Here is a 25104-nt window from a genome sequence, read left to right as displayed (position 1 = left end):
AAATCATGAATATAGCTATTGTTGGAGCCACTGGTAATGTAGGCAGAAAAATATTAGAAGTTCTAGAAAGAAAAGATCTAGCTATAGATAATTTGTATTTATTAGCATCATCTAGAAGTGCAGGATCTAAAATTATTTTCAATGGAAAAGAGCATGAAGTAATCGATTTAGAGACTTTTGATTTTTCAAAAGTAAAAATTACTTTTTTTGCAGCAGGGGGAAAAATTTCAGAAAATTTTGCTGGAGTTGCTGCAAAACATTCTTTGGTAATTGATAATTCAAGTTTTTATAGAATGGACACAGATGTACCATTAATAGTGCCTCAAGTAAATTCAGACCATTTACACAATATAAAGAAAAATATTATTGCAAATCCAAACTGCTCGACAGCTCAACTTGTCATAGCATTAAAGCCGTTGCATGATTTATTTAAGATTAAAAGAATAGTTGTTTCAACATATCAATCAGTTTCAGGAGGTGGTAAGGCTCCCATGGATGAATTGATAGAGCAAACAAAACAAGTTTTACAAAATAATAAAATAGAGTCTAAAAACTTTACAAAGCAAATCGCATTTAATGCAATTCCTCACATAGATGTATTTTCAGATGATGGTTATACAAAAGAAGAACTTAAAATGACAAATGAAACAAAAAAAATTTTAGATAGCAAAATTGATTTAACGGCTACTTGTGTAAGAGTGCCTGTGTTAGTTTCTCATTCAGAGTCAGTTAACATAGAATTTGAAAATTCTTTTTCATTAGAAAAAGTTAGAGATGCCTTAGATAATTTTGAAGGATGTAAAGTAATTGATGAAAGAGCTGACAAAGGTTATTCAACGCCTATTGAAGCTGAGGGAAAAGATGAAACTTTTATTTCTCGCATAAGAGAGGACAAAACAGTAAGGAATGGCTTAAATATGTGGATTGTCTCAGATAATCTTTTACGAGGTGCAGCTTTAAACGCAGTTGAGATTGCAGAAACATTAATTAAAAATAATTTTTATGGAAAATAAAAATCCTTTATCTCCACATATACAAATCTATAGGTGGCACATTTCATCATTAGTATCTATTTCTCACCGAATAACAGGAATTATTAATATTGCTGCGATTACTTTGATTTGTATTTGGGTTTCTTTTTTAGTGTTAGGTGATGCAAATTATAGTTTAATAAATCAATTCTTAAATTCTATAGTTGGAAAATTTATTGCAATAGGTTTAGTTTGGTCTTTTAGCTTCCAAATGTTAAGTGAAATTAGACACTTGGTCATGGATATGGGCTATGGTTTTGAATTACAAACAACTCGTATCACAGGTCTTATGGTTATCTTTGGATCATTTGTATTAACTATTTTGATTTATTTAATAGGTAAAAATTTAATATGAATTTAGCTACAAAAAAATGGGTATTTTTAAAGATATCATCAGTGATGTTGTTACCGTTAATGTTTTGGTTTGCAGTAAATTTTATAGAAATTTATGACCAAAATCATTTTGAATTAGTAGAATTTTTTTCTAATTCAGTTTCTAAATTTTTATTTAGCTTATTTATTATTTTTGCTTATTTTTTTTCTGCACTAAATATTAGTGAGGTTTTTGAAGATTATATATCAGAGGATAAAATCAAATATGTCGCAAACAGACTATTATTTATTTCTGCTATAATTATTCCATTATTAACAATTATTTTTTTATTTAATCTAAACTAATGAGTTCTTATAAAATTATTGATCATGAATACGATGTTGTTGTTCTTGGAGCAGGTGGATCTGGTCTAAGAGCTGCTGTAGGATTAAGTGAAGCTGGATTAAAAACAGCTTGTATTTCAAAAGTTTTTCCAACAAGAAGCCATACATCTGCTGCTCAAGGTGGAATTTCAGCTGCTCTAGGAAATATGGGTGAAGATGATTGGAGATGGCACATGTACGATACTGTAAAAGGTGCTGATTGGTTGGGTGATCAGGATAGTATTGAGTACCTATGTAAAGAAGCTCCAAAAGCAGTAATTGAACTAGAAAAATATGGTGTTCCATTTAGCAGAACTGAAGAAGGGAAAATTTATCAAAGACCATTTGGTGGAATGACTAAAAATTATGGAAACGGAATAGTACAAAGAACTTGTGCGGCAGCTGATAGAACGGGCCATGCAATATTGCATACTCTTTATGGACAAGCTTTAAAACATAATACTGAATTTTTTATAGAATATTTTGCTTTGGATTTATTGATGAAAGATGGTGAGTGTAAAGGATTGATTGCATGGAATTTAAATGATGGAACAATTCATAGATTTAGAGCACATACAGTAATTATTGCAACAGGTGGTTATGGAAAAGTATACTACTCAGCAACCTCAGCTCACACTTGCACTGGTGATGGTAATGCAATGGTTCTTAGAGCTGGATTACCTTTACAAGATATGGAATTTGTACAATTTCATCCGACAGGAATATATGGTCACGGTACTTTAATAACTGAGGGAGCTAGAGGTGAAGGAGGTTACCTTACAAATTCTAAAGGTGAGCGATTTATGGAAAGATATGCTCCTAATGCAAAAGATCTAGCTTCAAGGGATGTAGTAAGTAGGTCAATGTCAATTGAAATTAATGAAGGAAGAGGAGTTGGAAAAAATCAAGATCATGTTCATCTTAACTTAAGTCATTTAGATAAAGAAATTATTGAAAGCAGATTGCCAGGTATAACTGACGCTGCAAGATTATTTGCAAATGTTGATGTCACCAAAGAACCAATTCCAGTTGTGCCAACTGTTCATTATAATATGGGAGGTATTCCGACAAATTATAAAGGAGAAGTTTTAACAGTGAATGGTTCTGAAAAAACGGTGCCAGGCTTAATGGCTATTGGAGAAGCAGCCTGCGTTTCAGTTCATGGAGCAAATAGATTGGGGTCAAATTCTTTAATTGATTTAGTTGTTTTTGGAAGAGCAGCAGCAAAAAGAGCTGCTGAGCTGGTTAAACCTGGGGCACCACATGAAGAAATTAGTGAGAATGAAACACAAAAATGTATTGATAGATTTGATAAAATTAGAAATGCAGATGGAGACACTGGCACAGCTGAATTAAGACTGGCGATGCAGAAAACAATGCAATCTAAATGTGCAGTTTTTAGAACAGAAAAAACTCTCAAAGAAGGTGTCGAAGAAATAAGAAAAACTTATGATGGATTAGGCTCTATATCAGTAAAAGACAAGTCATTAGTATTTAATACGGATTTAGTAGAAACTTTAGAATTTGATAATTTAATTAGACAAGCTGTAGTGACTGTAGACTCTGCATATAATAGAAAAGAAAGTAGAGGAGCTCATGCTCGAGAAGATTATCCTAAAAGAGATGATGAAAAATTTATGCAACATACACTTGCCTGGTGTGATGGTAAGAACACAAAAATTGGCTATAGAGAAGTACATAAGTCCACTCTGACAAACGAAGTACAATATTTTCCACCGCAAGAAAGAGTGTATTAATGGTTCAAATAAATTTACCTAAAAATTCTGAAGTAACTAAGGGTAAATATTATCAAGATAAAACTGGTTCAAAAAATTTAAGAAAAGTTAACGTTTATAGATGGGACCCGTCCACAGGAGAAAATCCAAAGTTAGATACCTATGAAGTGGATATGGATAATTGTCCATCAAAAGTTTTGGATATTCTTAATAAAATTAAGAATGAAATTGATCCAACATTAGCCTACCGAAGATCTTGTGCACATGGAGTTTGCGGATCTTGTGCTATGAACATGGGAGGTAAAAATGGCCTTGCATGTACCACACCTCATGCAGAAATTGATGGTGATATAGATATTTATCCTTTACCACACTTAAAAGTTAAAAGAGATTTGATTGGGGATTTAGATGGGCTTTACAAACAATATCAATCAATTGAGCCTTGGTTAAAAAATAATTCAACGAAAGAAACAACTGAAATAGTTCAATCAAAAGAAGAAAGAGCTAAACTTGATGGCGCCTATGAATGTATTATGTGTGCATGTTGTTCAACATCTTGTCCAAGCTACTGGTGGAATGGTGATAAATATTTAGGTCCTGCAGTTCTTCTTCAAGCTTATAGATGGATCATTGATAGTAGAGATGAAGAGAGAAAAGCAAGATTAAAAAAAGTTGCAGATGAATTAAAGCTTTATAGATGTCACACTATTCTAAATTGTACAAATGCTTGTCCAAAAGGCCTGAATCCAGCAAAAGCAATTGCTGAAATTAAAAAAATGATTGCTACAGCCAATGTTTAAATAGACTAATAAGCTTTTTTGATCTAAAAGACCCTATTCATGAAATTAATAGAGCACTTCGTTGGTGGAAAAATTATTCCTGGTTCATCAGATAAAAAGGGCAAAGTTTTTAATCCTGCAACTGGAGAACAAGAATCTGAAGTAAGACTTGCTTCAAAATCAGACTTAGATCAAGCAGTTGAAGTTGCTAAAAAAGCTTTTGAAACTTGGTCATTAAAACCTCCTCTTCAAAGAGCAAGAGTGATGTTTAAATTTAAAGAATTAATTGAAAAAAACTCGGATGAACTAACAAAATTAATAGTTTCTGAGCACGGTAAAGTTTATGATGACGCCCAAGGTTCACTAACAAGAGGACTCGAGGTAGTTGAATTTGCTTGTGGAATTCCTCATTTATTAAAAGGTGAGTTTTCAGAAAATGTAGGAACTAATGTTGATAGCTGGTCAATGAGACAGCCGTTAGGAGTTGTGGCTGGAATAACACCTTTTAACTTTCCAGCAATGGTTCCAATGTGGATGTTTCCAATAGCTATAGCATGTGGAAACACATTTATACTTAAGCCTTCGGAAAAAGATCCTTCATGTGCAATCAAATTAGCACAATTACTTACAGAAGCAGGGCTTCCAGATGGTGTATTTAACGTTATTAATGGAGACAAAGAGTCAGTTGATGCAATTTTAGAAAACAAAGATGTAAAAGCGGTAAGTTTTGTAGGATCAACACCTATTGCTAAATACATTTATGAAAATTCAGCTAAAAATGAAAAAAGAGTTCAGGCATTAGGTGGAGCTAAAAACCATTTAGTGGTTATGCCTGATTGTGATTTAGATGGAGCTGTAAATGGATTAATGGGTGCAGCCTATGGTTCCGCAGGCGAAAGATGTATGGCCCAATCTGTGGCGGTGGCTGTTGGTGACATAGGTGATGAATTAGTCTCGAGATTATCAAAAAAAGCTGAAGCTTTAAAAGTTGGTCCAGGCATGGATAAAACTTCAGAAATGGGACCCCTGGTTACTAAAGATCATTTAGCAAAAGTTAAAAGTTATGTAGATCTAGGTGTTGAAGAGGGAGCAAAACTAGTTGTAGATGGAAGAAACTTAAAACTCCAAGGTTATGAAAATGGCTTTTATATTGGTGGTTGCTTATTTGATCATGTTTCAAAAGACATGAGAGTTTATAAAGAGGAAATATTTGGACCAGTGCTATCAGTTATTAGAGTAAAAACTTTCGAAGATGCAGCTAAATTGATTAATGATCATGAGTATGGAAATGGAGTAAGCATTTATACTAGAGATGGAGATGCTGCCAGAACTTTTGCAAGTAAAATTCAAGTTGGTATGGTTGGTATTAATGTTCCAATTCCGGTTCCAATGGCGTTTCATAGTTTTGGAGGATGGAAAAGATCTTTATTTGGAGATAGTGCAATGCACGGTATGGAAGGAATAAAATTTTATACAAAATTAAAAACAGTAACATCAAGATGGCCATCAGGTATTCGTTCAAACGCGGAATTTGTAATGCCAACAATGAAATAAGGAAAAACATGACTAAAATATCATTAATTGGTGCAGGTCAAATAGGCGGAACATTAGCACACTTAATTGGAACAAAAGAGCTAGTAAACGAAGTAGTTTTGTTTGATGTTGCAAGCGGAATAGCAAAGGGAAAAGCTTTAGATATAGCGCAATCTTCATCAGTTGATGGTTTTAATGTAAAATTTTCTGGCACAGATGACTATAAAGATATTAAAGACTCTGATGTAATAATTATTACTGCCGGTGTACCAAGAAAACCAGGCATGAGCAGAGATGACTTATTAGGAATTAATTTAAAAATTATTAAACAAGTAGCAGAAGGAATTAAGCAAAATGCCCCTAACGCGTTTGTTATATGTATTACTAATCCTTTGGATGTCATGGTAATGGCATTTCAAAAATTTTCAGGTTTACCAGCTAACAAGGTTGTTGGAATGGCTGGAATTTTAGATAGCTCAAGATTTAAATTATTTTTGTCTTTAGAATTAAATGTTCCTGTAAAAGAAATAGATGCAATGGTAATGGGTGGACATGGAGATACTATGGTACCAATGCCTAGATTTACAAAAGTTTTAGGAAAACCTTTGCTTGATTTAGTAAAAGAGGGAAAAATTTCCAAAGAAAGATTAGAGGAAATAAATCAAAGAACTAGAGATGGTGGGGCTGAGATAGTGAAATACCTTGAAAAAGGATCTGCATTTTATGCGCCTGCAGCATCAGGAGTTCAGATGGCAGAAGCATATTTAAATGATGAAAAAAAATTATTACCATGTGCTATTCAGTTAAATGGTGAGTATGGTGTGAGCAATGTTTATGCAGGTGTTCCAGTAATTATAGGAAAAGATGGAGTAGAGAAAATTGAGCAAATTGATTTAGATGATAAAGAAAAAAAAGAATTTATGCATTCCATTGACGCAGTCAAAGCTCTTTGGGAAGCAGCGTCTAAAATAGATCCTGATCTTTCTAAGTAATAATGAACATTCACGAACATCAAGCCAAACAAATTTTAAAGAAATATGGTGCAACCGTTCCAGAGGGTGTGTTTGCACTTTCTGTTGATGAATTGGTAGAAAAAGCAAAATCATTAAATACAAAAAAATATGTATTAAAAGCACAAATCCATGCGGGTGGAAGAGGTAAAGCTGGAGGAGTAAAAATTTTAGATACTATTGAAGAGTTAACTGATGCAGCAAAAGAACTGATGGGAAAAACTTTGGTAACTCATCAGACAGGTCCTGAGGGCAGAGAAGTTAAAAGACTCTACGTTGAAGAGTCGTCAAATATAGATAAAGAGTTTTATTTATCATGTTTAGTCGATAGAACTAGTTCTAAAATAGCTTTTATATCTAGTGATCAAGGGGGGATGGATATTGAAGAGGTAGCAAGTAGTTCACCTGAAAAAATTATAACAACAAAAGTTGATATAAATAATGAAATTTCAGATAAAGAATGTGAAGAGATAGTTAAAATTTTTAACTTAAGTGATAGTGCAAAAAAACAAGCAATTTCACTAATAAAATCAATTTATCAAATGTTTATAAATACTGATGCAAACATGGTTGAAGTTAACCCCCTAATTTTAACTAAAGAAGAAAAAATAATTTGCTTAGATGCAAAAGTAAATTTTGATTCTAACGCTTTATTTAGACACCCTGAAATTGTTGAGTTAAGAGATTTAAATGAAGAAGATCCAACAGAAATAGAAGCAAGCAAACATGATTTGGCTTACATTAAATTAGATGGAAGTATTGGCTGCATGGTTAATGGAGCAGGACTTGCTATGGCAACAATGGATATAATTAAATTATATGGAAAAGAACCAGCTAATTTTTTAGATGTAGGTGGTGGTGCTTCAAAAGAAAAAGTTTCTGCGGCTTTAAAGATAATTCTATCTGATAAAAATGTTAAGGGAATTTTAGTTAATATTTTTGGGGGAATAATGAGATGTGATGTACTTGCTCAAGGGGTAGTCGATGCTGCTAAAGAAATAAATATTAGTGTTCCATTAGTTGTTAGACTTGCAGGAACAAATTTCAAAGAAGGAAAAGAAATATTAGATAATTCAGGATTGAAATTGATATCTGCTGAAAATTTAGATGATGCGGCTAAAAAAATTGTAGAGGCAATAAAATAATATGTCTGTTTTAGTAAACAAAAACACAAAAGTAATTTGCCAAGGTTTTACAGGCGCACATGGTACTTTTCATTCTGAGCAAGCAATTAAATACGGAACTAATTTAGTTGGAGGAGTAACTCCTAAAAAAGGTGGTCAAAAGCATTTAGATAGACCTGTTTTTAATAGTGTTATTGAAGCAAAAAATAATGTTGGTGCGGACGCATCAATGATTTATGTGCCTGCTAAATTTGCTGCTGCAGCTATTATAGAAGCAATCGATGCATCTGTAGAATTGATTGTTTGCATTACTGAGGGTATTCCAGTTCAGGATATGCTTAAAGTTAGACAAAAATTAAATGGTTCTAAAAGTAGATTGATTGGACCAAATTGCCCAGGGATAATTACGCCAGATGAATGCAAAATTGGAATTATGCCAGGAAATATTCATAAAAGAGGTTCAGTCGGAATTGTATCTAGATCTGGAACTCTCACTTACGAAGCAGTTGCACAAACGACTGAGAACGGTTTAGGCCAATCAACTTGTATTGGTATTGGAGGCGACCCAATAAATGGAACAAACTTTATTGATTGTTTAGATTTGTTTTTAAATGATGAAGAAACTGAGTCTATTTTAATGATAGGAGAAATTGGGGGTACAGCAGAAGAAGAAGCTGCAGAATTTGTTAAAAATCACAAAATTAAAAAACCAATTGTTGGTTTTATTGCTGGAATTACAGCTCCACCAGGACGTAGAATGGGTCATGCAGGAGCTATTATCTCAGGAGGAAAAGGTGGCGCCGAAGATAAGATTAAGAAAATGGAAGAATCTGGCATTACAGTAGCAAAATCACCTTCAATAATTGGTAAAACTTTATTTAATAAATTGTCAAATTGAAAAATAATATTAGAGGATTATATTAAATAGATAGATGTCAGCATCAAAAAATCTCGAATACGAAAAAACCTCATTTTTAAACAAGTCTAATAGTGCATTTATTGAGCGAATGTACCTTAAGTTTGTTAACAAAGATGCAGATTTACCAGATAGTTGGAAGGATTATTTTGAGGGTATCGGAGATGAATTAAATATTATTGCAAAAGAAATTAATGGCCCTTCTTGGGGTCCTAAAAAAAACAAAATAGATATTGATGAGCTTCAGAAAAAAATTGATCAAGAAGATCATAACTCCAATGGTGCCGCTTCTAATGTGGGTGATACGAATGTAAATTCATCTGGATCAAACGAAGATTCAATAAAAGCTGTTTCGATGATAAGATCTTATAGGCAAAGAGGACATCTCATAGCTAAATTAGATCCATTAGAATTAATTAAATCAGATTATTTAGATGAACTTCACCCTGAGTCATTTGGTTTTAAAAAATCTGATTATAAAAAAAATATTTATTTAGGTGGTGTGATTAATAAACAAAATTCAAATATAAAAGAAATTTTAGAATTTTTAAAAAAAACTTATTGTGGACCAGTTGGATATGAATATATGCATATTTCAAATCCTACAGAGAGAAAGTGGTTTAGGGATAGAATTGAAAAATCAGAAGATGATTTAAGTTTTACTAAAAATGGTAAGGAAGCTATTTTGAATAAATTAATTCAAGCTGAGGGGTTTGAAAAATTTCTTCATACCAAATATGTTGGTACCAAAAGATTTGGATTAGATGGTGGAGAGAGCTTAATACCAGCTTTAGAACAAATTATTAAGATTAGTGGTCAATCACAAGTAAAAGAAGTTAAAATTGGAATGTCCCATAGAGGTAGGTTAAATGTTTTAGCCAATGTGTTGCAAAAATCATATAAGAGAATATTTAATGAATTTGCTGGAGAATTTGGAACTTCATCAGATGAGGGTGCGGGTGATGTAAAATATCATTTAGGTGCTTCATCTAATAGAGAATTTGATGGAAATTCAGTTCATGTTAGTTTAACTGATAACCCTTCACATTTAGAAGCAGTTAATCCAGTTGTGCTAGGTCAAACTAGAGCAAAACAATATTTCCACAAGGATAAAGAGAGAAACAAAGTAATACCAATTTTAATTCATGGCGATGCTGCTTTTGCAGGCCAAGGCGTTGTAGCTGAATGTTTTGCAATGTCTGGACTGCCTGGACATAATACTGGTGGTACAATTCACATAATAGTTAATAATCAGATAGGATTTACGACAAGCCCAAGATTTGCCAGGTCTTCCCCATACCCATCTGATGTAGCAAAGATGGTTGATGCTCCAATAATTCACGCAAATGGAGATGATCCAGAAGCTGTTGTTTATGCGGCTAGAATAGCAACAGAGTTTAGACTTAAATTCAATAGAGATGTAGTTGTAGATTTAATTTGTTACAGAAGGTTTGGTCACAATGAAGGAGATGAGCCATCATTTACGCAACCTTTGATGTATGAAAAAATTAGATCTCATCCTTCAACAATAAAAGTTTATGGTAAAAGACTTGTAGATGAAAATGTAATTTCAAATGAAAGTTTAGATAATTCAATTAAGACTTTTAAAAACTTGCTTGATGATCAGTTTAAAAATGCAAAAGATTACAAACCAAAAATTGCTTGGTTTGAAGGTACGTGGTCAGCATATAAACCTGAAAAAGGAAAAGATAAAAGAGGAGTAACGGGAGCAGATACTAAAAAGCTTTTACAAATTTCAGAAAAAATAAATGCTTCATCGGATGAATTAAATTTACATAAAACGATAGTCAAAATATTAAATAATAGAAGAGAAGCTGTTAAGAGTGGATCCAATATTGATTGGTCAACAGCCGAAGCTTTAGCATTTGGATCTCTTTTAGAAGAGGGCTATCCAGTAAGATTGGTTGGGCAAGATTCTGGAAGGGGAACTTTTAGTCAGAGACATTCAGTATTAAGAAATCAAAAAAATAACAGTCGATATGTTCCTCTAAATAATATTTCAAATAATCAAAAACAATTTGAAGTTGTTGATAGCTTTTTATCAGAATTAGCTGTTCTGGGATTTGAATATGGTTATAGTTTGGTTGAACCAAATACTCTTACTCTATGGGAAGCACAATTTGGAGATTTTGCGAATGGTGCACAAGTCGTGATTGATCAATTTATTGCATCAGGAGAGAGAAAATGGAGAAGAGCTTCTGGATTAGTAATGTTATTGCCCCATGGATATGAAGGTCAAGGACCAGAACACTCATCAGCTAGATTAGAGAGATTTTTACAGATGTGCTCAAATGACAATATGCAAGTTATGAATTGTACAACACCTGCAAATTATTTTCATGCTCTTAGAAGACAAATGCATAGAGATTTTAGAAAACCATTAATTATGATGACTCCAAAATCTTTACTTAGAAATAAATACTGTGTATCAAATTTAGAAGATTTTAGTAAATCGAATTCTTTTCATAGAATACTTTGGGACCATGCAATAGACCCACAAACAAAAGGTTTTATAAAATTAAAAGAAAGTTCAGAAATTAAAAAAGTAATAATGTGTTCAGGTAAAGTTTATTTTGATTTATTAGAAGCTAGAGAAAAATTAAAAAAAGATGATGTAATTTTATATAGAGTTGAACAACTCTACCCATTTCCTGCGAAAACTCTTGTTAAAGAGCTTAAACCATACGCAAAGAATGCTAAATTTTTTTGGTGTCAGGAAGAGCCTAAAAATATGGGTGCTTGGTTTTCAGTTAGAGATTATATCCAATGGACATTGGATACTATTAAGGCTAATAATAATGAAATTTCTTATATAGGAAGAAGCCCCGATGCATCCCCAGCAACAGGATATGCAAAAAGGCATAATTCTCAACAACAAGAAATAATTGATAAGGTTTTTGAATAATTATAGATGAGTGAAAAAATTGTAGTTCCTGTTCTTGGCGAAAGTATTACTGAGGCAACAGTTGCAAAATGGCTAAAAAATGCTGGTGATGCTGTTGACGCTGATGAGCCAATCGTAGAGCTTGAGACAGATAAGGTTAATCTTGAAGTGCCATCTCCTGTTAAAGGTATTTTAACAGAAATAAATTCAAAAGATGGCTCTGTGGTAGAAGTTGGAGCTTTGTTAGGCTCAGTATCAGAGAGTGGATCAGCAGGGTCAGTTAAAAAAGAGGAAATTAAAAATGTAGAACCCACTCAAAAAGAAGATAACGTAATTAAATTAGATGCATCTAAAAAAGAACCAAAAATTTTTGAGGAAAAACCAGAAGAAAAAATTGAAGATGAACCATTAGTTTTAACTGATGAAGTCATAGAAGAAGAAACTCCAAAGGCCAAAATAGAAAAATCAGAGCCTAAAACTAATACAGAAAGCCAAACACTTTCACCAGCTGTTAGAAAAATTGTTACAGAAAATAAAATAGATATTAATTCAGTTCAAGGCTCAGGAAAAGATGGAAGGGTTTTAAAAGGTGACCTAATAAGTTTAATGGGAGCTAATCCACAACCTTCAGAAAGAAAAGCTCAGTATGGTCAAGAAGAAAGAATTAAAATGACCAGACTAAGACAGACGATAGCTAAGAGATTAAAACAAGCACAAGAAAATGCAGCTTTGTTAACTACATTTAATGAAGTTGATATGACTAATATTATGGAAATGAGAAAAGAAAATCAGCAAGATTTTCAAAGTCGTTATGGAATAAAATTAGGTTTTATGTCTTTTTTTGTTAAAGCGTGTGTTGTTGCATTGAAAAATTTCCCAGCAGTAAATGCTGAGATAGATGGTGATGAAATAATTTATAAAAATTATTATAATCTTAGTTTTGCTGTAGGTACTGAAAAAGGTTTGGTTGTACCTGTATTAAGAAATGCTGATGAATTATCATTTGCTGATATTGAAAAAAATATTAAAGAAATTTCAGAAACAGCAAGAGACGGAAAATTAACTATTGAAGATCTTCAAGGTGGAACATTTACAATTAGTAATGGTGGTGTGTATGGATCAATGTTATCAACACCAATATTGAATCTTCCTCAATCAGGGGTACTTGGAATGCATAATATTGTTGAAAGACCAGTTGTGGTTGATGGAGAAATAAAAATTAGACCTATTATGTATTTAGCTTTGTCATATGATCATAGAATAATTGACGGTAAAGAGTCAGTTTCATTTTTAAAAATGGTTAAAGAAAATTTAGAAGACCCTAGACGGTTATTTTTGGATATTTAAATGTCAGAAAAATTTCAAGCAGTAGTAATTGGAGGGGGTCCTGGTGGCTATGTTTGTGCTATTAGGCTTGCTCAACTTGGACTTAAAACAGCCTGCATAGAGTCAAGAGGATCACTTGGGGGAACGTGTTTAAACGTTGGGTGTATTCCCTCAAAAAGCCTATTAAATTTATCTGAAGAATTTCATAAAGTTCAAAATTTATCTAGTAAAGGAATTGAAGTTGGAGAAGTTAAGCTAAATCTAGAAAAAATGATGAAAAGTAAAGATAAAGCAGTGACTATTCTTACTAAGGGAGTCGAGTTTTTATTGAAAAAAAACAAGGTGACCTATTACAAAGGAACTGGAAGCTTCAAATCTCAAAATGAAATTATAATTAGAGATGATCAAAACAAAGAGACAGTTATAGAGGCTGAAAAAACAGTGATAGCAACTGGTTCTGTACCAATGTCATTACCTGGAATAGAAATTGATGAGAAAGTTATTGTATCTTCAACTGGAGCATTAAAATTAGATAAAGTTCCAAAAAAAATGGTTGTAGTGGGAGGTGGTTACATTGGATTAGAAATGGGATCAGTTTGGTCAAGATTAGGAGCTGAAGTGCAAGTAGTAGAGTTTTTAGATCATATTACTCCAGGTATGGATAAAGAAATTTCCTCAGAATTTATGAAGATTTTAAAAAAACAAGGCATCAAATTTAATATGCAAAATAAAGTTGAAGCTATTCAAAATAATAAAACAGGAGCAGTTGTTTCAACAGTTGATAAAGATGGAAATAAAAATAATTTTGATTGTGATGTAGTTCTTATTTCTGTTGGACGAAAAGCAAACACTAATGGTTTAAATTTAGAAGCTATTGGGGTTGAATTAGATGAAAGAAAAAGAGTTAAAACAGACAATATGTTAAAAACAAACGTTGATAACATATATGCGATAGGTGACGTTATAAGTGGACCAATGCTTGCCCATAAAGCAGAAGATGAAGGAATTGCGGTTGCAGAAAATATTGCAGGTCAATCAGGTCATGTAAATTATGATACAATTCCTGGTGTTGTTTATACTACCCCTGAGGTTGCATCAATTGGCAAGACAGAAGAACAATTAAAAGAATTAAACACAAAATATAAAATTGGTAAGTTTTCATTCATGGCAAACTCTAGAGCAAAAGCTATAGATGACGCAGAAGGGTTTGTAAAAATTTTAGCAGATGAAACTACAGATAAAGTTTTAGGTGCACACATTATTGGTCCTCACGCAGGAGAGCTTATTGCAGAAATAGGTGTTGCTATGGAATTTGGTGCAAGCTCTGAGGATATTGCAAGAACTTGTCACGCTCACCCAACATTTTCAGAAGCTGTTAAAGAAGCAGCATTATCAGTAGATAAAAGAGCAATACACTCTTAATAAATTTTCATATTATTAAGATATGAAAGTACCGATTCTTTTACCAAATATCTTTAACCATCCTTTTACTTACGAAAGTGATATTAATTTAAAAGTAGGAGATTATGTAGTTGTACCTTTTGGTAAATCTAAAATCACAGGAGTAGTTTGGGATGAATTTGAAAAAAAAAATAATAGAAATTTTAAGATAAAGAGTGTTTTAAAAAAATTAGACGTTTCTCCATTAAAAAAAACAACTATCAAATTTCTTAACTGGTTTTCAGAATACAATATAATTCCTAAAGGAATGGCTTTAAAACTAGTTTTATTAAGTAGTAATGCTGTAGAAAAATTTCAACAAGATGCTTACAAAATTTTTGACACAAGTATCAAAAAAAATTCAATAAAGCTTTCTGAAGAACAAAAAAAATCCCTTAAAAAAATGAATTTTTCTAATCAAAAATTTAGGGTTCATGTTCTTCAGGGAACAACAGGCTCAGGAAAAACCATGGTATATTTTGAAGCCCTTAAAGACATTATAAACAAAGGTTTTCAGGGCTTAATTTTATTACCTGAGATTGGCTTAACAGGTCAATTTGAAAAAAAATTTATAGAATTCTTTGGTTTTACCCCAGCAGTTTGGCATTCTGGTATTACAAAAAAAAAAAAGGAAATTATTTGGAGTGGAATTGCAAACGGGAAAATAAAAGTTGTCATTGGAGCTAGATCATCATTATTTTTACCATTTAAAAAACTAGGTCTAATTATTGTTGATGAAGAACATGACCAATCTTATAAACAAGATGAAGGAGTTACCTATAATGCAAGAGACATGGCTATTTCAAGAGCGTCATTTGAAAATATTCCTATCAATTTAATTACAGCTGTTCCATCAATTGAAACTTATGAAAATATTAAAAAAGGTAAATATAGTATTTCTAAATTAGAAAAACGTTATCAAAATGCATCATTACCAAATTATGAAATAATCAATCTTAATGAAACAAAATTAGAAAAACAATCTTGGCTTTCAAAAAAAATAATTGAGAAAGTAAATTTTCATCTTGATAAAAAAGACCAAGTATTATTTTTTTTAAATAGAAGAGGTTTTTCTCCACATGTACTTTGTAATAAATGCTTTAATAGTTATTCGTGTCCAAATTGTTCAATCAATTTAGTTTATCATAAAAATAAAAATAATTTATTGTGCCATTATTGTGGTTTTAAATCTTCTTTGAAAAGAACTTGTGTAAAAGATGGTGACTGTGAGTTTATTTTTAGTGGGCCTGGTGTGGAAAGAATATCTGAAGAAGTTAAAAAAAACTTTCCATCAAAAAAAATTGAAATTTTTTCGAGTGATACTATGAATAAAAAAGACTCTAGCGATAAATTAGAAAAAATAATTAATAATGAAGTTCAAATATTAGTTGGAACACAGTTGATCTCTAAAGGTTTTCATTTTCCAAGCCTTAATTGTATTGTGGTAGTTGATATTGATCTTTCGTCTCAAGGACATGATCTGAGAGGAGCTGAAAAAAATTTACAGTTATATCACCAGCTTTCTGGCCGTGCAGGAAGAACAGGTAAACCTGCTACTGTGTATTTTCAAACTTATAATACTAATACTAAAATGATTTCAGATTTAACAAATAGTAATCCTGACATCTTTCTTGATAGAGAATTAGATATTAGAAGACAAAACAAGCTTCCACCATTTCAAAGATTTATTTCATTAATTCTAACAGGAGACAATGAAGTAAAATTAGAAAAAGAAGCTTTTTATTTTAAAAATTTTATCGAAAAAAAAATTAATGGAAGAGTTTTAGGACCGGTCAGCGCACCTATTTTTAGACTAAAAAGAAAATTTAGAATAAGAATGTTAATTAGAGGTTCAAAGTCTCTCAAATTACAGAATTCAATCGCTGAAATTATCCCAAATTACAAATTTTCATCAGGAATAAAACTTTCAGTTGATGTTGATCCAATAAACTTCAATTAACCTTTAAAAAAAGGACTTTTAAACGAATGTGCTACTTGAAGACATTATGGTCATATGCTAATTAGAGCGTGATTTTAAAATAATCTTCAACATAACAGAGGTACCAAGTTGAGTAAAAATAAGGGATTTTCAATAACTTCAGCTGAAAGATATTCTTTAGCTTTGTATGAGCTTGCAAGTGAAAGCAATGTTCTTTCTCAAGTAGAAGATCAGTCCTCATCTATCTTAAGCCTGATTTCATCAAGTAAAGATTTCTCAGATCTAATTAAAGATCCAACTAATAGCCAAGAAGATCTTTTAAAAGTTATAGATATTATTTCTAATGACAACAAATTTGAAAGTTTATTAAAAAATTTCTTAAGTTTTTTAATTACTAAAAGACGTTTTTTTTATGTAGATCAAATTTTAAATAGCTTCATTGAAACATGTTCTCAAAAAAGAGGAGAATTAAAAGCAGAATTAAAATCTGCAAAAGAATTATCTGGCGATGAAATATCAAAAATTACAGAAGAGCTTACTAAAAATTTTAGCTCAAAAATAAAATTAAACTACAAACATGACGAAAGTTTAATAGGAGGTTTAATAGTACAAGTTGGAAGTACTATGGTTGACACCTCAATTAAGAATAAATTACAACAAATCGAAAACAGAATGATAGAGGCATAAATGGAAATAAATCCTTCAGAAGTAACAAAGATATTAAAAGAACAAATTAAAAATTTTGGTGATAAAGCAGAAGTAACTGAGGTAGGACAAGTTTTATCAGTAGGAGATGGTATCGCTAGAATTTATGGTCTCGACAATGTTCAAGCTGGAGAGATGGTTGAGTTTGCAGATGGCTCTAAAGGTATGGCCTTAAACTTAGAGAGTGAAAACGTTGGAGTTGTAATTTTTGGAGATGATAGAAATATCAAAGAAGGTGATACTGTAAAAAGAACTGGGAACATTGTTGATACTCCAGTCGGAAAAGAATTATTAGGTAGAGTTGTTGATGGGTTAGGAAATCCAATTGATGGCAAAGGACCTTTAGATAAAAGTGTTAAAAAAAGTAGAGTTGAAGTAAAAGCTCCAGGAATTATTCCTAGACAGTCAGTTAGTGAGCCTATGCAAACAGGTCTTAAATCTATTGATAGTCTAGTTCCAGTTGGAAGAGGTCAGCGTGAATTAATTATTGGTGACAGACAAACAGGTAAAACTGCAGTTGCAATTGATGCTATCATTAACCAAAAGAAAATTAATGAGTCTGGTGATGAGAAACAAAAACTTTATTGTATTTATGTTGCTATTGGTCAAAAAAGATCAACTGTAAGACAAATTCAAAAAACATTGGAAGAAGCTGGTGCAATGGAATACACAACAATCGTTGCTGCAACAGCATCTGACTCAGCACCACTTCAGTTTTTAGCACCTTACACAGGTTGTACAATGGGAGAATATTTCAGAGATAATGGAATGCACGGATTAATTATTTATGATGATTTGTCCAAGCAAGCAGTAGCTTATAGACAAATGTCCCTATTGTTAAGAAGACCTCCAGGACGTGAAGCTTACCCTGGTGATGTATTCTATCTCCACAGTAGATTGTTAGAAAGAGCAGCAAAATTAAGTGATGAGCATGGTGGAGGTTCTTTAACAGCGCTTCCAATTATTGAAACACAAGGTGGTGACGTATCAGCGTTTATTCCAACTAACGTAATTTCAATTACTGACGGTCAGATTTTCTTAGAAACTGAACTTTTTAACCAGGGGATAAGACCAGCTATTAACGTAGGTTTATCTGTTTCAAGGGTTGGTTCTTCAGCACAAACAAAAGCGATGAAAAAAGTTTCTGGATCAATGAAATTAGAGTTAGCACAATATAGAGAGATGGCTGCTTTTGCTCAATTTGGATCTGATCTAGATGCTTCAACACAACAACTTTTAAATAGAGGTTCAAAATTAACTGAACTTCTAAAACAAAAACAATACTCACCAATGACAGTAGCTGAACAAGTTATTTCTGTCTTCTGTGGAGTAAAGGGATATTTGGATGATATTGAATTAAAAGATATTGCTGAATTTGAAAATAAAATCATTGAAAAATGTAAGTCTGATAAACCTGAAATAATTGATTCAATTCAAAGCTCAGGTAAACTTGAAGATGATAAAGAAAAATTACTAATTGAAGTAATAACTCAATTAAAGGAAAACTTTAAATCTTAATTTATTATGGCAAGTTTAGACGACCTTAAAAAAAGAATAGCTAGTGTAAAGTCTACACAGAAAATTACCAAAGCTATGAAGATGGTAGCGGCAGCAAAACTTAGAAGAGCCCAAGAAAGTGCTGAGAAGGGAAGGCCTTATTCAGAAAAAATGAATAATATAATTCTAAATCTTTCTAGTGGGATTTCTGACAAAGAAAATGCTCCAAAATTATTATCTGGATCAGGTAATGACAAAGTTCATTTATGTGTAGTGATGACTTCCGATAGAGGTTTGTGTGGTGGTTTTAATTCGAATATTATTAAAAAGGCCAAAAGCTATTTTGCTAAGCTTTCAAAAGATGGAAAAGATCTAAAGATCATTACTGTAGGTTCAAAAGGTAACGACCAACTTAAAAGAGCCTATAGTGACAAGATAATTGCAAATATTTCATTCAAAGAGTCAAAACATGCTAACTATTTTGATGCTGAAAAAGTTGGTAAAATGGTAATTGAAAAATTTGGAGCTGAAGAGTTTGATGTTTGTACTATTTTTTATAACCAATTTAAAAATGTAATTACTCAAATTCCTCAAGCACAACAAATAATTCCTTTAAATGTTGAAAATTCAGAGGATGATAAATCTGAGGATAGTTACGAGTTTGAACCAGATGAAGATGAGATTTTAAGCAATTTATTGCCAAAAAATATTTCAACACAAATATTTAAGGCAATGTTAGAGAATTCAGCTAGTGAACAGGGCTCAAGAATGAGTGCAATGGATAATGCAACCCGAAACGCAGGTGAAATGGTTGACAAGCTTACTATTGAGTATAATAGAAGTCGTCAGGCAGCAATTACTAAAGAACTAATAGAAATCATATCAGGAGCAGAGAGTTTATAATTATGAGCAAAGGAACAATTACACAAGTTATTGGAGCAGTAGTAGACGTAAAATTTGATGGAGATCTTCCAGAAATTTTAACAGCCTTAGAATGTAAAAATGGAGACAACAGACTAGTTTTAGAGGTTGCTCAGCATTTAGGAGAATCTACTGTTAGAACAATTGCAATGGATGCTACTGAAGGTTTAAAAAGAGGTGACGAGGTGACAAATACTAAAGCGCCTATCCAAGTTCCAGTTGGCCCTGAAACATTGGGAAGAATTATAAATGTAATTGGAGAGCCTATTGATGAAAGAGGCGAAGTAAAAACAAAAGAAAGCTGGCCTATTCACAGAGCTGCACCAGAATTTAACGAACAATCTACTGAAACAGAAATATTAGTTACAGGTATTAAGGTAATTGATTTACTAGCACCATATGCAAAAGGTGGAAAAATTGGACTGTTTGGTGGAGCTGGAGTTGGAAAAACAGTTTTAATTATGGAGTTAATTAACAACGTTGCAAAAGCACACGGTGGATTTTCAGTATTTGCAGGAGTTGGAGAAAGAACTAGAGAAGGAAATGACTTATACCATGAGATGATAGACTCAGGTGTTATTAAAAAAGATGGAGCTGGATCTAAAGCTGCACTAGTTTATGGACAAATGAACGAGCCTCCAGGAGCTAGAGCTAGAGTTGCTCTTACAGGATTAACTGTAGCTGAATATTTTAGAGATCAAGAAGGTCAAGATGTTCTTTTTTTCGTAGATAATATATTCAGATTTACACAAGCAGGTTCTGAGGTGTCAGCACTATTGGGTAGAATACCATCGGCTGTTGGTTATCAGCCTACACTTGCAACTGACATGGGTAACCTTCAAGAAAGAATTACTACTACTAATAAAGGATCGATTACATCAGTACAGGCTATTTATGTACCTGCCGATGATTTAACTGACCCTGCGCCCGCAACATCATTTGCTCACTTGGATGCTACTACCGTACTATCGAGACAAATTGCAGAAATAGGTATTTATCCTGCAGTTGATCCACTTGATTCTACTTCAAGAATTTTGGATCCTAGAATTGTTGGTGATGAACATTATAGAGTTGCTAGAGAAGTTCAAAAAATCTTACAAACTTATAAATCGCTGCAAGATATAATAGCTATTTTAGGTATGGATGAATTATCTGAAGAAGATAAGTTGGTTGTAGCAAGAGCAAGAAAAATCCAGAGATTTTTATCTCAACCGTTCTTTGTTGCTGAAGTATTTACTGGATCACCAGGTAAATTAGTTGATTTAGACTCAACAATAAAAGGCTTTGCTGCAATTTGTAAAGGTGACTACGATCACCTGCCAGAAGCAGCTTTTTATATGGTTGGAACTATAGAAGAAGCAATAGAAAAAGCTGAAAAAATGGCTAAGGAAGCTGCTGCTTAATGAGTGAAGAGTTTAAGATTGAAATAGTAAATCCAGAAAAATCTTTTTTAGTTAAAGAAGATGCATCTGAAGTTGTTGTTCCTGCCTTTGAAGGTGAGATGGGAATACTTAAAGATCACATTTCTATAATTTCATTTTTAAAGCCAGGTATTATAAAAATTTTGTCAAAATCTGGTGATGAAAATTATTATGTTGAGGATGGAATTGTTGAGTTTAAAAATAACAATTTATCAATCCTGACAAGCTCGATATTTAATCTCACAGATTTAGATAAATCTAAGCAACAAGATCTATTAAAATTGGCTGAAGAGGAAGCAAGCAACCCTGAGATAAATGACCAATCTAAATATTTGGTTGATCAAAAACTTGAAGTACTAAGATCTCTTAATTAATAATCTTTTTAACTTTTTCCTGAAGTTCTTTGTAAACGTGTAGCTTAAAATCTACTACAACTTCTGTAATTTGATCAATATCGATCCATTTCCAATCTAAAAACTCTGGATTTTTAGTTTTAATATTAATTTCTTTTTCTTCTCCTGTAAATTTCATTAAAAACCACTTTTGTTTTTGACCTTTGTATTTACCTTTCCAAATAATTCCTAATAATCGATCAGGAAGTTCGTAGGTTATAGAGCCATCCATTTCTTTGATTAGTTCTACACTTTTAACACTAGTTTCTTCCTCAAGTTCTCTGTATGCAGCTTTTAAAAAATCTTCTCCCTCATCAACTCCACCTTGAGGCATCTGCCAAAATTTTTTTGCATTATCGATCCTTCTTGCAACAAAAACTTTATTATCATTATTTAATAAAATTATTCCTACCCCAATTCTTAGTGGTAGTTCGCTAAAATTCTTTTTCATATTACTATCCGTTTAGTAACTTAATTGCGTAATTTAGCTGATTATCGGTAACAGTTTTAATTCTAAAGTCATCACCTTCTTCATTGACTTCAATATCTGGTCTTACTCCTACTTCTGATATAGATTTTCCAGATGGCAGGTAATATTTTGCAATTGTTAATCTGATAGCTCCTTTGTTTTTTAGAGGAATTATTGACTGCACAGATCCTTTTCCGTAACTACTTTCACCAAGTATAATTGCTCTTTTATGATCTTTAAGAGCTCCAGCAACAATTTCAGATGCAGATGCAGATCCATAGTTTATCAATACCAATAAAGTTTTTCCATCAGTAATATCTCCTTTTCTTGCAAACCATTTTCTATTCTCTGATTTTTTTCTGCTTTTCGTTGATACTATTTCACCATTTTCTAAAAAAAAGTCAGAAATTTTTATTGCCTGAGATAATAGACCTCCAGGATTATTTCTTAAGTCCAATATAAATGCTTTTAAATTTTCGTTTTCTTTTAGTTTTTTAATTTGTTTTTTAATCTGTTGACTACTGTTGTCGTTGAAAGAAGTTAATCTGATATATCCTATATTATTTTCTAATAAATCTGATTTAACAGATTGTACTTCAATTATTTCTCTTGTTATGTTGAATGTAAGAGCCTTTTTTACTCCTCTTCGTCTCACAGTTAGCTCAATGCTAGAACCAACTGGACCTCTCATTAAATCAACTGCTTCACTTAAAGATTTTCCTTGCACCTGAGTGTTATTAATTTTTACAATATAGTCCCCAGCTTTAATGCCAGCTTTTGATGCAGGAGTATCATCTATGGGTGAAATTACTTTTACAACACCTGACTCCATACTAACTTCAATTCCGAGACCACCAAACTCCCCACTAGTTTCGGTTTGCATCTCTTGAAAAATTTCTGGTGACATATAAGCAGAATAGGGATCAAGTGACTGAAGAAGACCATTAATAGCAGAGTCCATGCTTTCAGATTGATTAATTTCATCTACATATTCTTCATTTATCTTTTCAAGGACTTCTCCAAATAGATCAATTTTTTTATAAATATCTATTTCAGCTGAATTTATTGAATAGGAGAAAAAAAAAGAGGTTAAAAAAATTATCAAATAAAGTTGAATTTTTTTCATATAATTACCTTTTCTTTTGGAATTAGTTCTGACCAAATTTTTTCAAGCTCATAAAACTTTCTTTTTTCAGGATGGAATATATGCACAATCAAATCAATTCCGTCAACCAGCTTCCATTCACTACTTTCTTTTCCTTCAATCTTCGAATTTTTGATACCATTATCTTTTAACTTTTCTAAAACCTGCTCTGATAAAGACTGTATATGTCTTGAAGAAGTACCACTTGCAATAATCATATAGTCTGCCATTGAACTTTTATCTTTAAGGTCAATAGTTACAATGTCTTGAGCTTTGTTAAGATCCAGTGTGTCAATTACAACTGATTTAAGATCTGAAATTTTATCCATTAATTAAAATAAGACTATCAAATTTTTCTTAATTGAGAAGATGAAATGTTGACTTTTTTAAATTCAACAAATGTAAGAGTTTTATTGTTAAACTTCTTAAATGTCTTTGATTTTAAAGAATTTTTTTTATATCCATGACGATCGAATACGATGATATTACATTTTTGAGTAATTAATTCTGATTTGTGCCATCTATGAAAATCAATCAGGTTGTCCGCCCCCATTAAAAAATAAATTTCAAAGTTTTTATTTTTTTTAAGATGGTTAATTAGATCAATAGTTTTATTAGATTTAATTATATTTTCATAAAATTTTACTTTTATAAATGAATTCAATCCAATTATTTTTTTACAATCCTTAATTTTTTTTGCAATAGGTGTCTTGCTCTCAGATTTAAGTGGATTTTGCTTAGTAATAGCCCAAATAATTTTTTCAAGTTTGAATTTTTTTTTAGCTTCTTTAGATATTGCTAAATGACCTTTGTGAGCTGGATCAAATGAACCTCCCAAAATTCCAATTTTAACTTTTTTTATATTCAAGTTATTCTCTTATTTTTCCTTTACTTGAGATTTCATATTTGTATGAAACTAACTGCTCTAAGCTAACAGGGCCTCTTGGAGGTAGTGTATTAGTTGATATACCTACTTCTCCACCAAATCCGAATTCACCACCATCCGCAAACTGTGTTGAAGTATTATGCATTGCAATAGAGCTTTTAACATTTTTTAAAAACTTATTAGCTGTTTTTTTATTTTTAGTAATAATTGAGTCAGTATGCATTGTTCCGTATTTGTTTATATGATTGATAGCTTCATCAGAACTTTTAACAACTTTAACCGATACAGCAGCTGTTAAATATTCTGTAGACCAATCTTTCTCTTTAGCTGGATAAACTTTACCTTTGTAATATTTTCTTATGATATTATCACCGTATATTTTACAATTTTCATTCTCAAGTCTTTTTAAAATTGGATTACAAAATTTTTTAACTATTTTCTCATGAAGTAAAATAGTTTCGGTTGCACCGCAAATAGCTGTATTTCTTAATTTAGCATTATAAATAATATTTGATGCCATATTTAATTCTGCATCTTTGTCAATAAACGTGTGACAAATACCTTCTAGGTGGCCGATTGTAGGAACTGTTGAAAACTCTTGAACTCTTTTAACTAAATTTTTTCCACCTCTAGGAATTATAACATCAATGTATTGTTTCATTTTTGAAAGCATAATGTCGACCATTTTTCTATCTTTAGAGTCTACAAATTGAATATAATTTTCATCAACATTATTTTTTTTAAGAGCTTGTCGAAATAATTTTGCCAATATTCTGTTGGTATTCAAAGCTTCTGATCCACCTTTTAGAATTACAGCATTACCAGACTTAAAGCATAGACCTGCTACATCAGATGTTACATTGGGTCTACTTTCAAAAATAACACCAATTACGCCAATTGGTATAGTTACTCTTTTTATATTTAATCCATTTGGTCTACTCCATTTTTTTAGAGTTACATTTACAGGATCTTTTAGTTTAGAAATTTTAATGACAGAATCTTTGATATTTTTGAGTCTTACTTTATCAATTTGTAGTCTGTTAATTAGATTTTCTTTAATTCCTTTACTTTTAGCAAATTTAACATCTTTTAAGTTTTCTCTTAATATCGATTTATTTTCTTTATCAAGTAATTTGGCGTAAAGATTTAAAACTTTATTTTTAGTATCTAAATTAATTTTTTTTTCGGAGGCTTTTCTACTTTTAATACCTATTAAGTTCATTATTTTAATCAT

At 31.8% G+C, this 25104-nt stretch carries 23 protein-coding genes; 18 read left to right on the top strand and 5 right to left on the bottom strand.

Annotation, left to right across the window (positions count from 1 at the left end; translation table 11 throughout):
• The first annotated feature begins 5 nt into the window (after positions 1 to 5).
• The 18 genes from ACIJYH_RS06460 (at position 6) to atpC (ending at position 21353) form a co-directional block, all read left to right on the top strand.
• Positions 6 to 1013 (top strand): aspartate-semialdehyde dehydrogenase, encoded by a 1008-nt coding sequence (locus ACIJYH_RS06460; RefSeq protein WP_435162769.1) that lies wholly within the window; start codon positions 6 to 8, stop codon positions 1011 to 1013.
• Positions 1003 to 1386: a succinate dehydrogenase, cytochrome b556 subunit gene (gene sdhC, locus ACIJYH_RS06455; protein WP_435096515.1), complete on the top strand. Its 384-nt coding sequence runs from the start codon at positions 1003 to 1005 to the stop codon at positions 1384 to 1386. The genes ACIJYH_RS06460 and sdhC overlap by 11 nt, the downstream gene beginning before the upstream one ends.
• Positions 1383 to 1709 carry a succinate dehydrogenase, hydrophobic membrane anchor protein gene (gene sdhD / locus ACIJYH_RS06450; protein ID WP_435162768.1) on the top strand — a complete coding sequence of 109 codons (327 nt, stop codon included), beginning with the start codon at positions 1383 to 1385 and terminating at the stop codon, positions 1707 to 1709. The genes sdhC and sdhD overlap by 4 nt, the downstream gene beginning before the upstream one ends.
• Complete coding sequence (sdhA, locus tag ACIJYH_RS06445; protein WP_435162767.1) at positions 1709 to 3484, top strand: succinate dehydrogenase flavoprotein subunit; 1776 nt, start codon at positions 1709 to 1711, stop codon at positions 3482 to 3484. Before sdhD ends, sdhA begins: the two co-directional genes overlap by 1 nt.
• A complete protein-coding gene (locus ACIJYH_RS06440; RefSeq protein WP_435162766.1) occupies positions 3484 to 4263 on the top strand; it encodes a succinate dehydrogenase iron-sulfur subunit in 780 nt (259 codons plus the stop codon). The genes sdhA and ACIJYH_RS06440 overlap by 1 nt, the downstream gene beginning before the upstream one ends.
• 39 nt (positions 4264 to 4302) lie before the next feature.
• Entirely contained in the window at positions 4303 to 5796 is a 1494-nt protein-coding gene (locus ACIJYH_RS06435) for a CoA-acylating methylmalonate-semialdehyde dehydrogenase (protein ID WP_435088171.1), read from the top strand.
• A gap of 8 nt (positions 5797 to 5804) precedes the next feature.
• Positions 5805 to 6767, top strand: coding sequence for a malate dehydrogenase (gene mdh, locus ACIJYH_RS06430; RefSeq protein WP_435088169.1), 963 nt, complete (start codon positions 5805 to 5807; stop codon positions 6765 to 6767).
• 2 nt (positions 6768 to 6769) lie between these two features.
• Complete coding sequence (gene sucC / locus ACIJYH_RS06425; protein ID WP_435162765.1) at positions 6770 to 7930, top strand: ADP-forming succinate--CoA ligase subunit beta; 1161 nt, start codon at positions 6770 to 6772, stop codon at positions 7928 to 7930.
• Position 7931: 1 nt separating this feature from the next.
• On the top strand, positions 7932 to 8807 hold the full coding sequence (gene sucD / locus ACIJYH_RS06420) for a succinate--CoA ligase subunit alpha (RefSeq protein WP_435096500.1): 876 nt from the start codon (positions 7932 to 7934) through the stop codon (positions 8805 to 8807).
• 34 nt (positions 8808 to 8841) lie between these two features.
• Positions 8842 to 11751, top strand: a complete 2910-nt coding sequence (locus ACIJYH_RS06415) for a 2-oxoglutarate dehydrogenase E1 component (RefSeq protein ID WP_435162764.1) — start codon at positions 8842 to 8844, stop codon at positions 11749 to 11751.
• Positions 11752 to 11757: 6 nt separating this feature from the next.
• On the top strand, positions 11758 to 13077 hold the full coding sequence (odhB, locus tag ACIJYH_RS06410) for a 2-oxoglutarate dehydrogenase complex dihydrolipoyllysine-residue succinyltransferase (protein WP_435162763.1): 1320 nt from the start codon (positions 11758 to 11760) through the stop codon (positions 13075 to 13077).
• Positions 13078 to 14478 carry a dihydrolipoyl dehydrogenase gene (lpdA, locus tag ACIJYH_RS06405; RefSeq protein ID WP_435162762.1) on the top strand — a complete coding sequence of 467 codons (1401 nt, stop codon included), beginning with the start codon at positions 13078 to 13080 and terminating at the stop codon, positions 14476 to 14478.
• 22 nt (positions 14479 to 14500) lie between these two features.
• Entirely contained in the window at positions 14501 to 16456 is a 1956-nt protein-coding gene (gene priA, locus ACIJYH_RS06400) for a replication restart helicase PriA (RefSeq protein ID WP_435162761.1), read from the top strand.
• Between the two features lie 108 nt (positions 16457 to 16564).
• Positions 16565 to 17122 (top strand): ATP synthase F1 subunit delta, encoded by a 558-nt coding sequence (gene atpH, locus ACIJYH_RS06395; RefSeq protein WP_435162760.1) that lies wholly within the window; start codon positions 16565 to 16567, stop codon positions 17120 to 17122.
• A complete protein-coding gene (gene atpA / locus ACIJYH_RS06390; protein ID WP_271487867.1) occupies positions 17123 to 18658 on the top strand; it encodes a F0F1 ATP synthase subunit alpha in 1536 nt (511 codons plus the stop codon).
• Positions 18659 to 18664: 6 nt separating this feature from the next.
• Complete coding sequence (locus ACIJYH_RS06385) at positions 18665 to 19540, top strand: F0F1 ATP synthase subunit gamma (RefSeq protein WP_435096482.1); 876 nt, start codon at positions 18665 to 18667, stop codon at positions 19538 to 19540.
• A gap of 2 nt (positions 19541 to 19542) precedes the next feature.
• Complete coding sequence (gene atpD / locus ACIJYH_RS06380) at positions 19543 to 20961, top strand: F0F1 ATP synthase subunit beta (protein ID WP_435088146.1); 1419 nt, start codon at positions 19543 to 19545, stop codon at positions 20959 to 20961.
• Positions 20961 to 21353, top strand: a complete 393-nt coding sequence (atpC, locus tag ACIJYH_RS06375; protein WP_435088144.1) for an ATP synthase F1 subunit epsilon — start codon at positions 20961 to 20963, stop codon at positions 21351 to 21353. Before atpD ends, atpC begins: the two co-directional genes overlap by 1 nt.
• Here the strand turns inward: atpC and ACIJYH_RS06370 are convergent.
• Genes ACIJYH_RS06370 through ACIJYH_RS06350 form a run of 5 tightly spaced genes read right to left on the bottom strand, consistent with a single transcriptional unit; the run spans position 21346 to position 25104 of the window.
• Complete coding sequence (locus ACIJYH_RS06370) at positions 21346 to 21822, bottom strand: RNA pyrophosphohydrolase (protein ID WP_435162759.1); 477 nt, start codon at positions 21820 to 21822, stop codon at positions 21346 to 21348. The genes atpC and ACIJYH_RS06370 overlap by 8 nt on opposite strands.
• Before the next feature lie 4 nt (positions 21823 to 21826).
• Positions 21827 to 22966: a S41 family peptidase gene (locus tag ACIJYH_RS06365; protein WP_435096476.1), complete on the bottom strand. Its 1140-nt coding sequence runs from the start codon at positions 22964 to 22966 to the stop codon at positions 21827 to 21829.
• A complete protein-coding gene (gene rsfS, locus ACIJYH_RS06360) occupies positions 22963 to 23313 on the bottom strand; it encodes a ribosome silencing factor (protein WP_435096473.1) in 351 nt (116 codons plus the stop codon). The genes ACIJYH_RS06365 and rsfS overlap by 4 nt, the downstream gene beginning before the upstream one ends.
• Positions 23314 to 23330: 17 nt before the next feature.
• Positions 23331 to 23852, bottom strand: coding sequence for a nicotinate (nicotinamide) nucleotide adenylyltransferase (gene nadD / locus ACIJYH_RS06355; RefSeq protein WP_435162758.1), 522 nt, complete (start codon positions 23850 to 23852; stop codon positions 23331 to 23333).
• 1 nt (position 23853) lies between these two features.
• Positions 23854 to 25104 carry a glutamate-5-semialdehyde dehydrogenase gene (locus ACIJYH_RS06350; RefSeq protein ID WP_435162757.1) on the bottom strand — a complete coding sequence of 417 codons (1251 nt, stop codon included), beginning with the start codon at positions 25102 to 25104 and terminating at the stop codon, positions 23854 to 23856.

This window comes from Candidatus Pelagibacter bacterium nBUS_25 (assembly GCF_051200975.1).
Taxonomy (GTDB): Bacteria; Pseudomonadota; Alphaproteobacteria; order Pelagibacterales; family Pelagibacteraceae; genus Pelagibacter.
The sequence above is the reverse complement of the archived record's forward strand: the minus strand, read 5'-3'. Positions and strand labels throughout refer to the sequence as shown.

Excerpts from the sequence above, each read along its gene's own strand:
- ACIJYH_RS06460 (WP_435162769.1), top strand. The coding sequence starts at position 6 with ATGAATATAGCTATTGTTGGAGCCACTGGTAATGTAGGCAGAAAAATA.
- sdhC (WP_435096515.1), top strand. The coding sequence starts at position 1,003 with ATGGAAAATAAAAATCCTTTATCTCCACATATACAAATCTATAGGTGG.
- sdhD (WP_435162768.1), top strand. The coding sequence starts at position 1,383 with ATGAATTTAGCTACAAAAAAATGGGTATTTTTAAAGATATCATCAGTG.
- sdhA (WP_435162767.1), top strand. The coding sequence starts at position 1,709 with ATGAGTTCTTATAAAATTATTGATCATGAATACGATGTTGTTGTTCTT.
- ACIJYH_RS06440 (WP_435162766.1), top strand. The coding sequence starts at position 3,484 with ATGGTTCAAATAAATTTACCTAAAAATTCTGAAGTAACTAAGGGTAAA.
- ACIJYH_RS06435 (WP_435088171.1), top strand. The coding sequence starts at position 4,303 with ATGAAATTAATAGAGCACTTCGTTGGTGGAAAAATTATTCCTGGTTCA.
- mdh (WP_435088169.1), top strand. The coding sequence starts at position 5,805 with ATGACTAAAATATCATTAATTGGTGCAGGTCAAATAGGCGGAACATTA.
- sucC (WP_435162765.1), top strand. The coding sequence starts at position 6,770 with ATGAACATTCACGAACATCAAGCCAAACAAATTTTAAAGAAATATGGT.
- sucD (WP_435096500.1), top strand. The coding sequence starts at position 7,932 with ATGTCTGTTTTAGTAAACAAAAACACAAAAGTAATTTGCCAAGGTTTT.
- ACIJYH_RS06415 (WP_435162764.1), top strand. The coding sequence starts at position 8,842 with ATGTCAGCATCAAAAAATCTCGAATACGAAAAAACCTCATTTTTAAAC.
- odhB (WP_435162763.1), top strand. The coding sequence starts at position 11,758 with ATGAGTGAAAAAATTGTAGTTCCTGTTCTTGGCGAAAGTATTACTGAG.
- lpdA (WP_435162762.1), top strand. The coding sequence starts at position 13,078 with ATGTCAGAAAAATTTCAAGCAGTAGTAATTGGAGGGGGTCCTGGTGGC.
- priA (WP_435162761.1), top strand. The coding sequence starts at position 14,501 with ATGAAAGTACCGATTCTTTTACCAAATATCTTTAACCATCCTTTTACT.
- atpA (WP_271487867.1), top strand. The coding sequence starts at position 17,123 with ATGGAAATAAATCCTTCAGAAGTAACAAAGATATTAAAAGAACAAATT.
- ACIJYH_RS06385 (WP_435096482.1), top strand. The coding sequence starts at position 18,665 with ATGGCAAGTTTAGACGACCTTAAAAAAAGAATAGCTAGTGTAAAGTCT.
- atpD (WP_435088146.1), top strand. The coding sequence starts at position 19,543 with ATGAGCAAAGGAACAATTACACAAGTTATTGGAGCAGTAGTAGACGTA.
- atpC (WP_435088144.1), top strand. The coding sequence starts at position 20,961 with ATGAGTGAAGAGTTTAAGATTGAAATAGTAAATCCAGAAAAATCTTTT.
- ACIJYH_RS06370 (WP_435162759.1), bottom strand. The coding sequence starts at position 21,822 with ATGAAAAAGAATTTTAGCGAACTACCACTAAGAATTGGGGTAGGAATA.
- ACIJYH_RS06365 (WP_435096476.1), bottom strand. The coding sequence starts at position 22,966 with ATGAAAAAAATTCAACTTTATTTGATAATTTTTTTAACCTCTTTTTTT.
- rsfS (WP_435096473.1), bottom strand. The coding sequence starts at position 23,313 with ATGGATAAAATTTCAGATCTTAAATCAGTTGTAATTGACACACTGGAT.
- ACIJYH_RS06350 (WP_435162757.1), bottom strand. The coding sequence starts at position 25,104 with ATGATTAAAATAATGAACTTAATAGGTATTAAAAGTAGAAAAGCCTCC.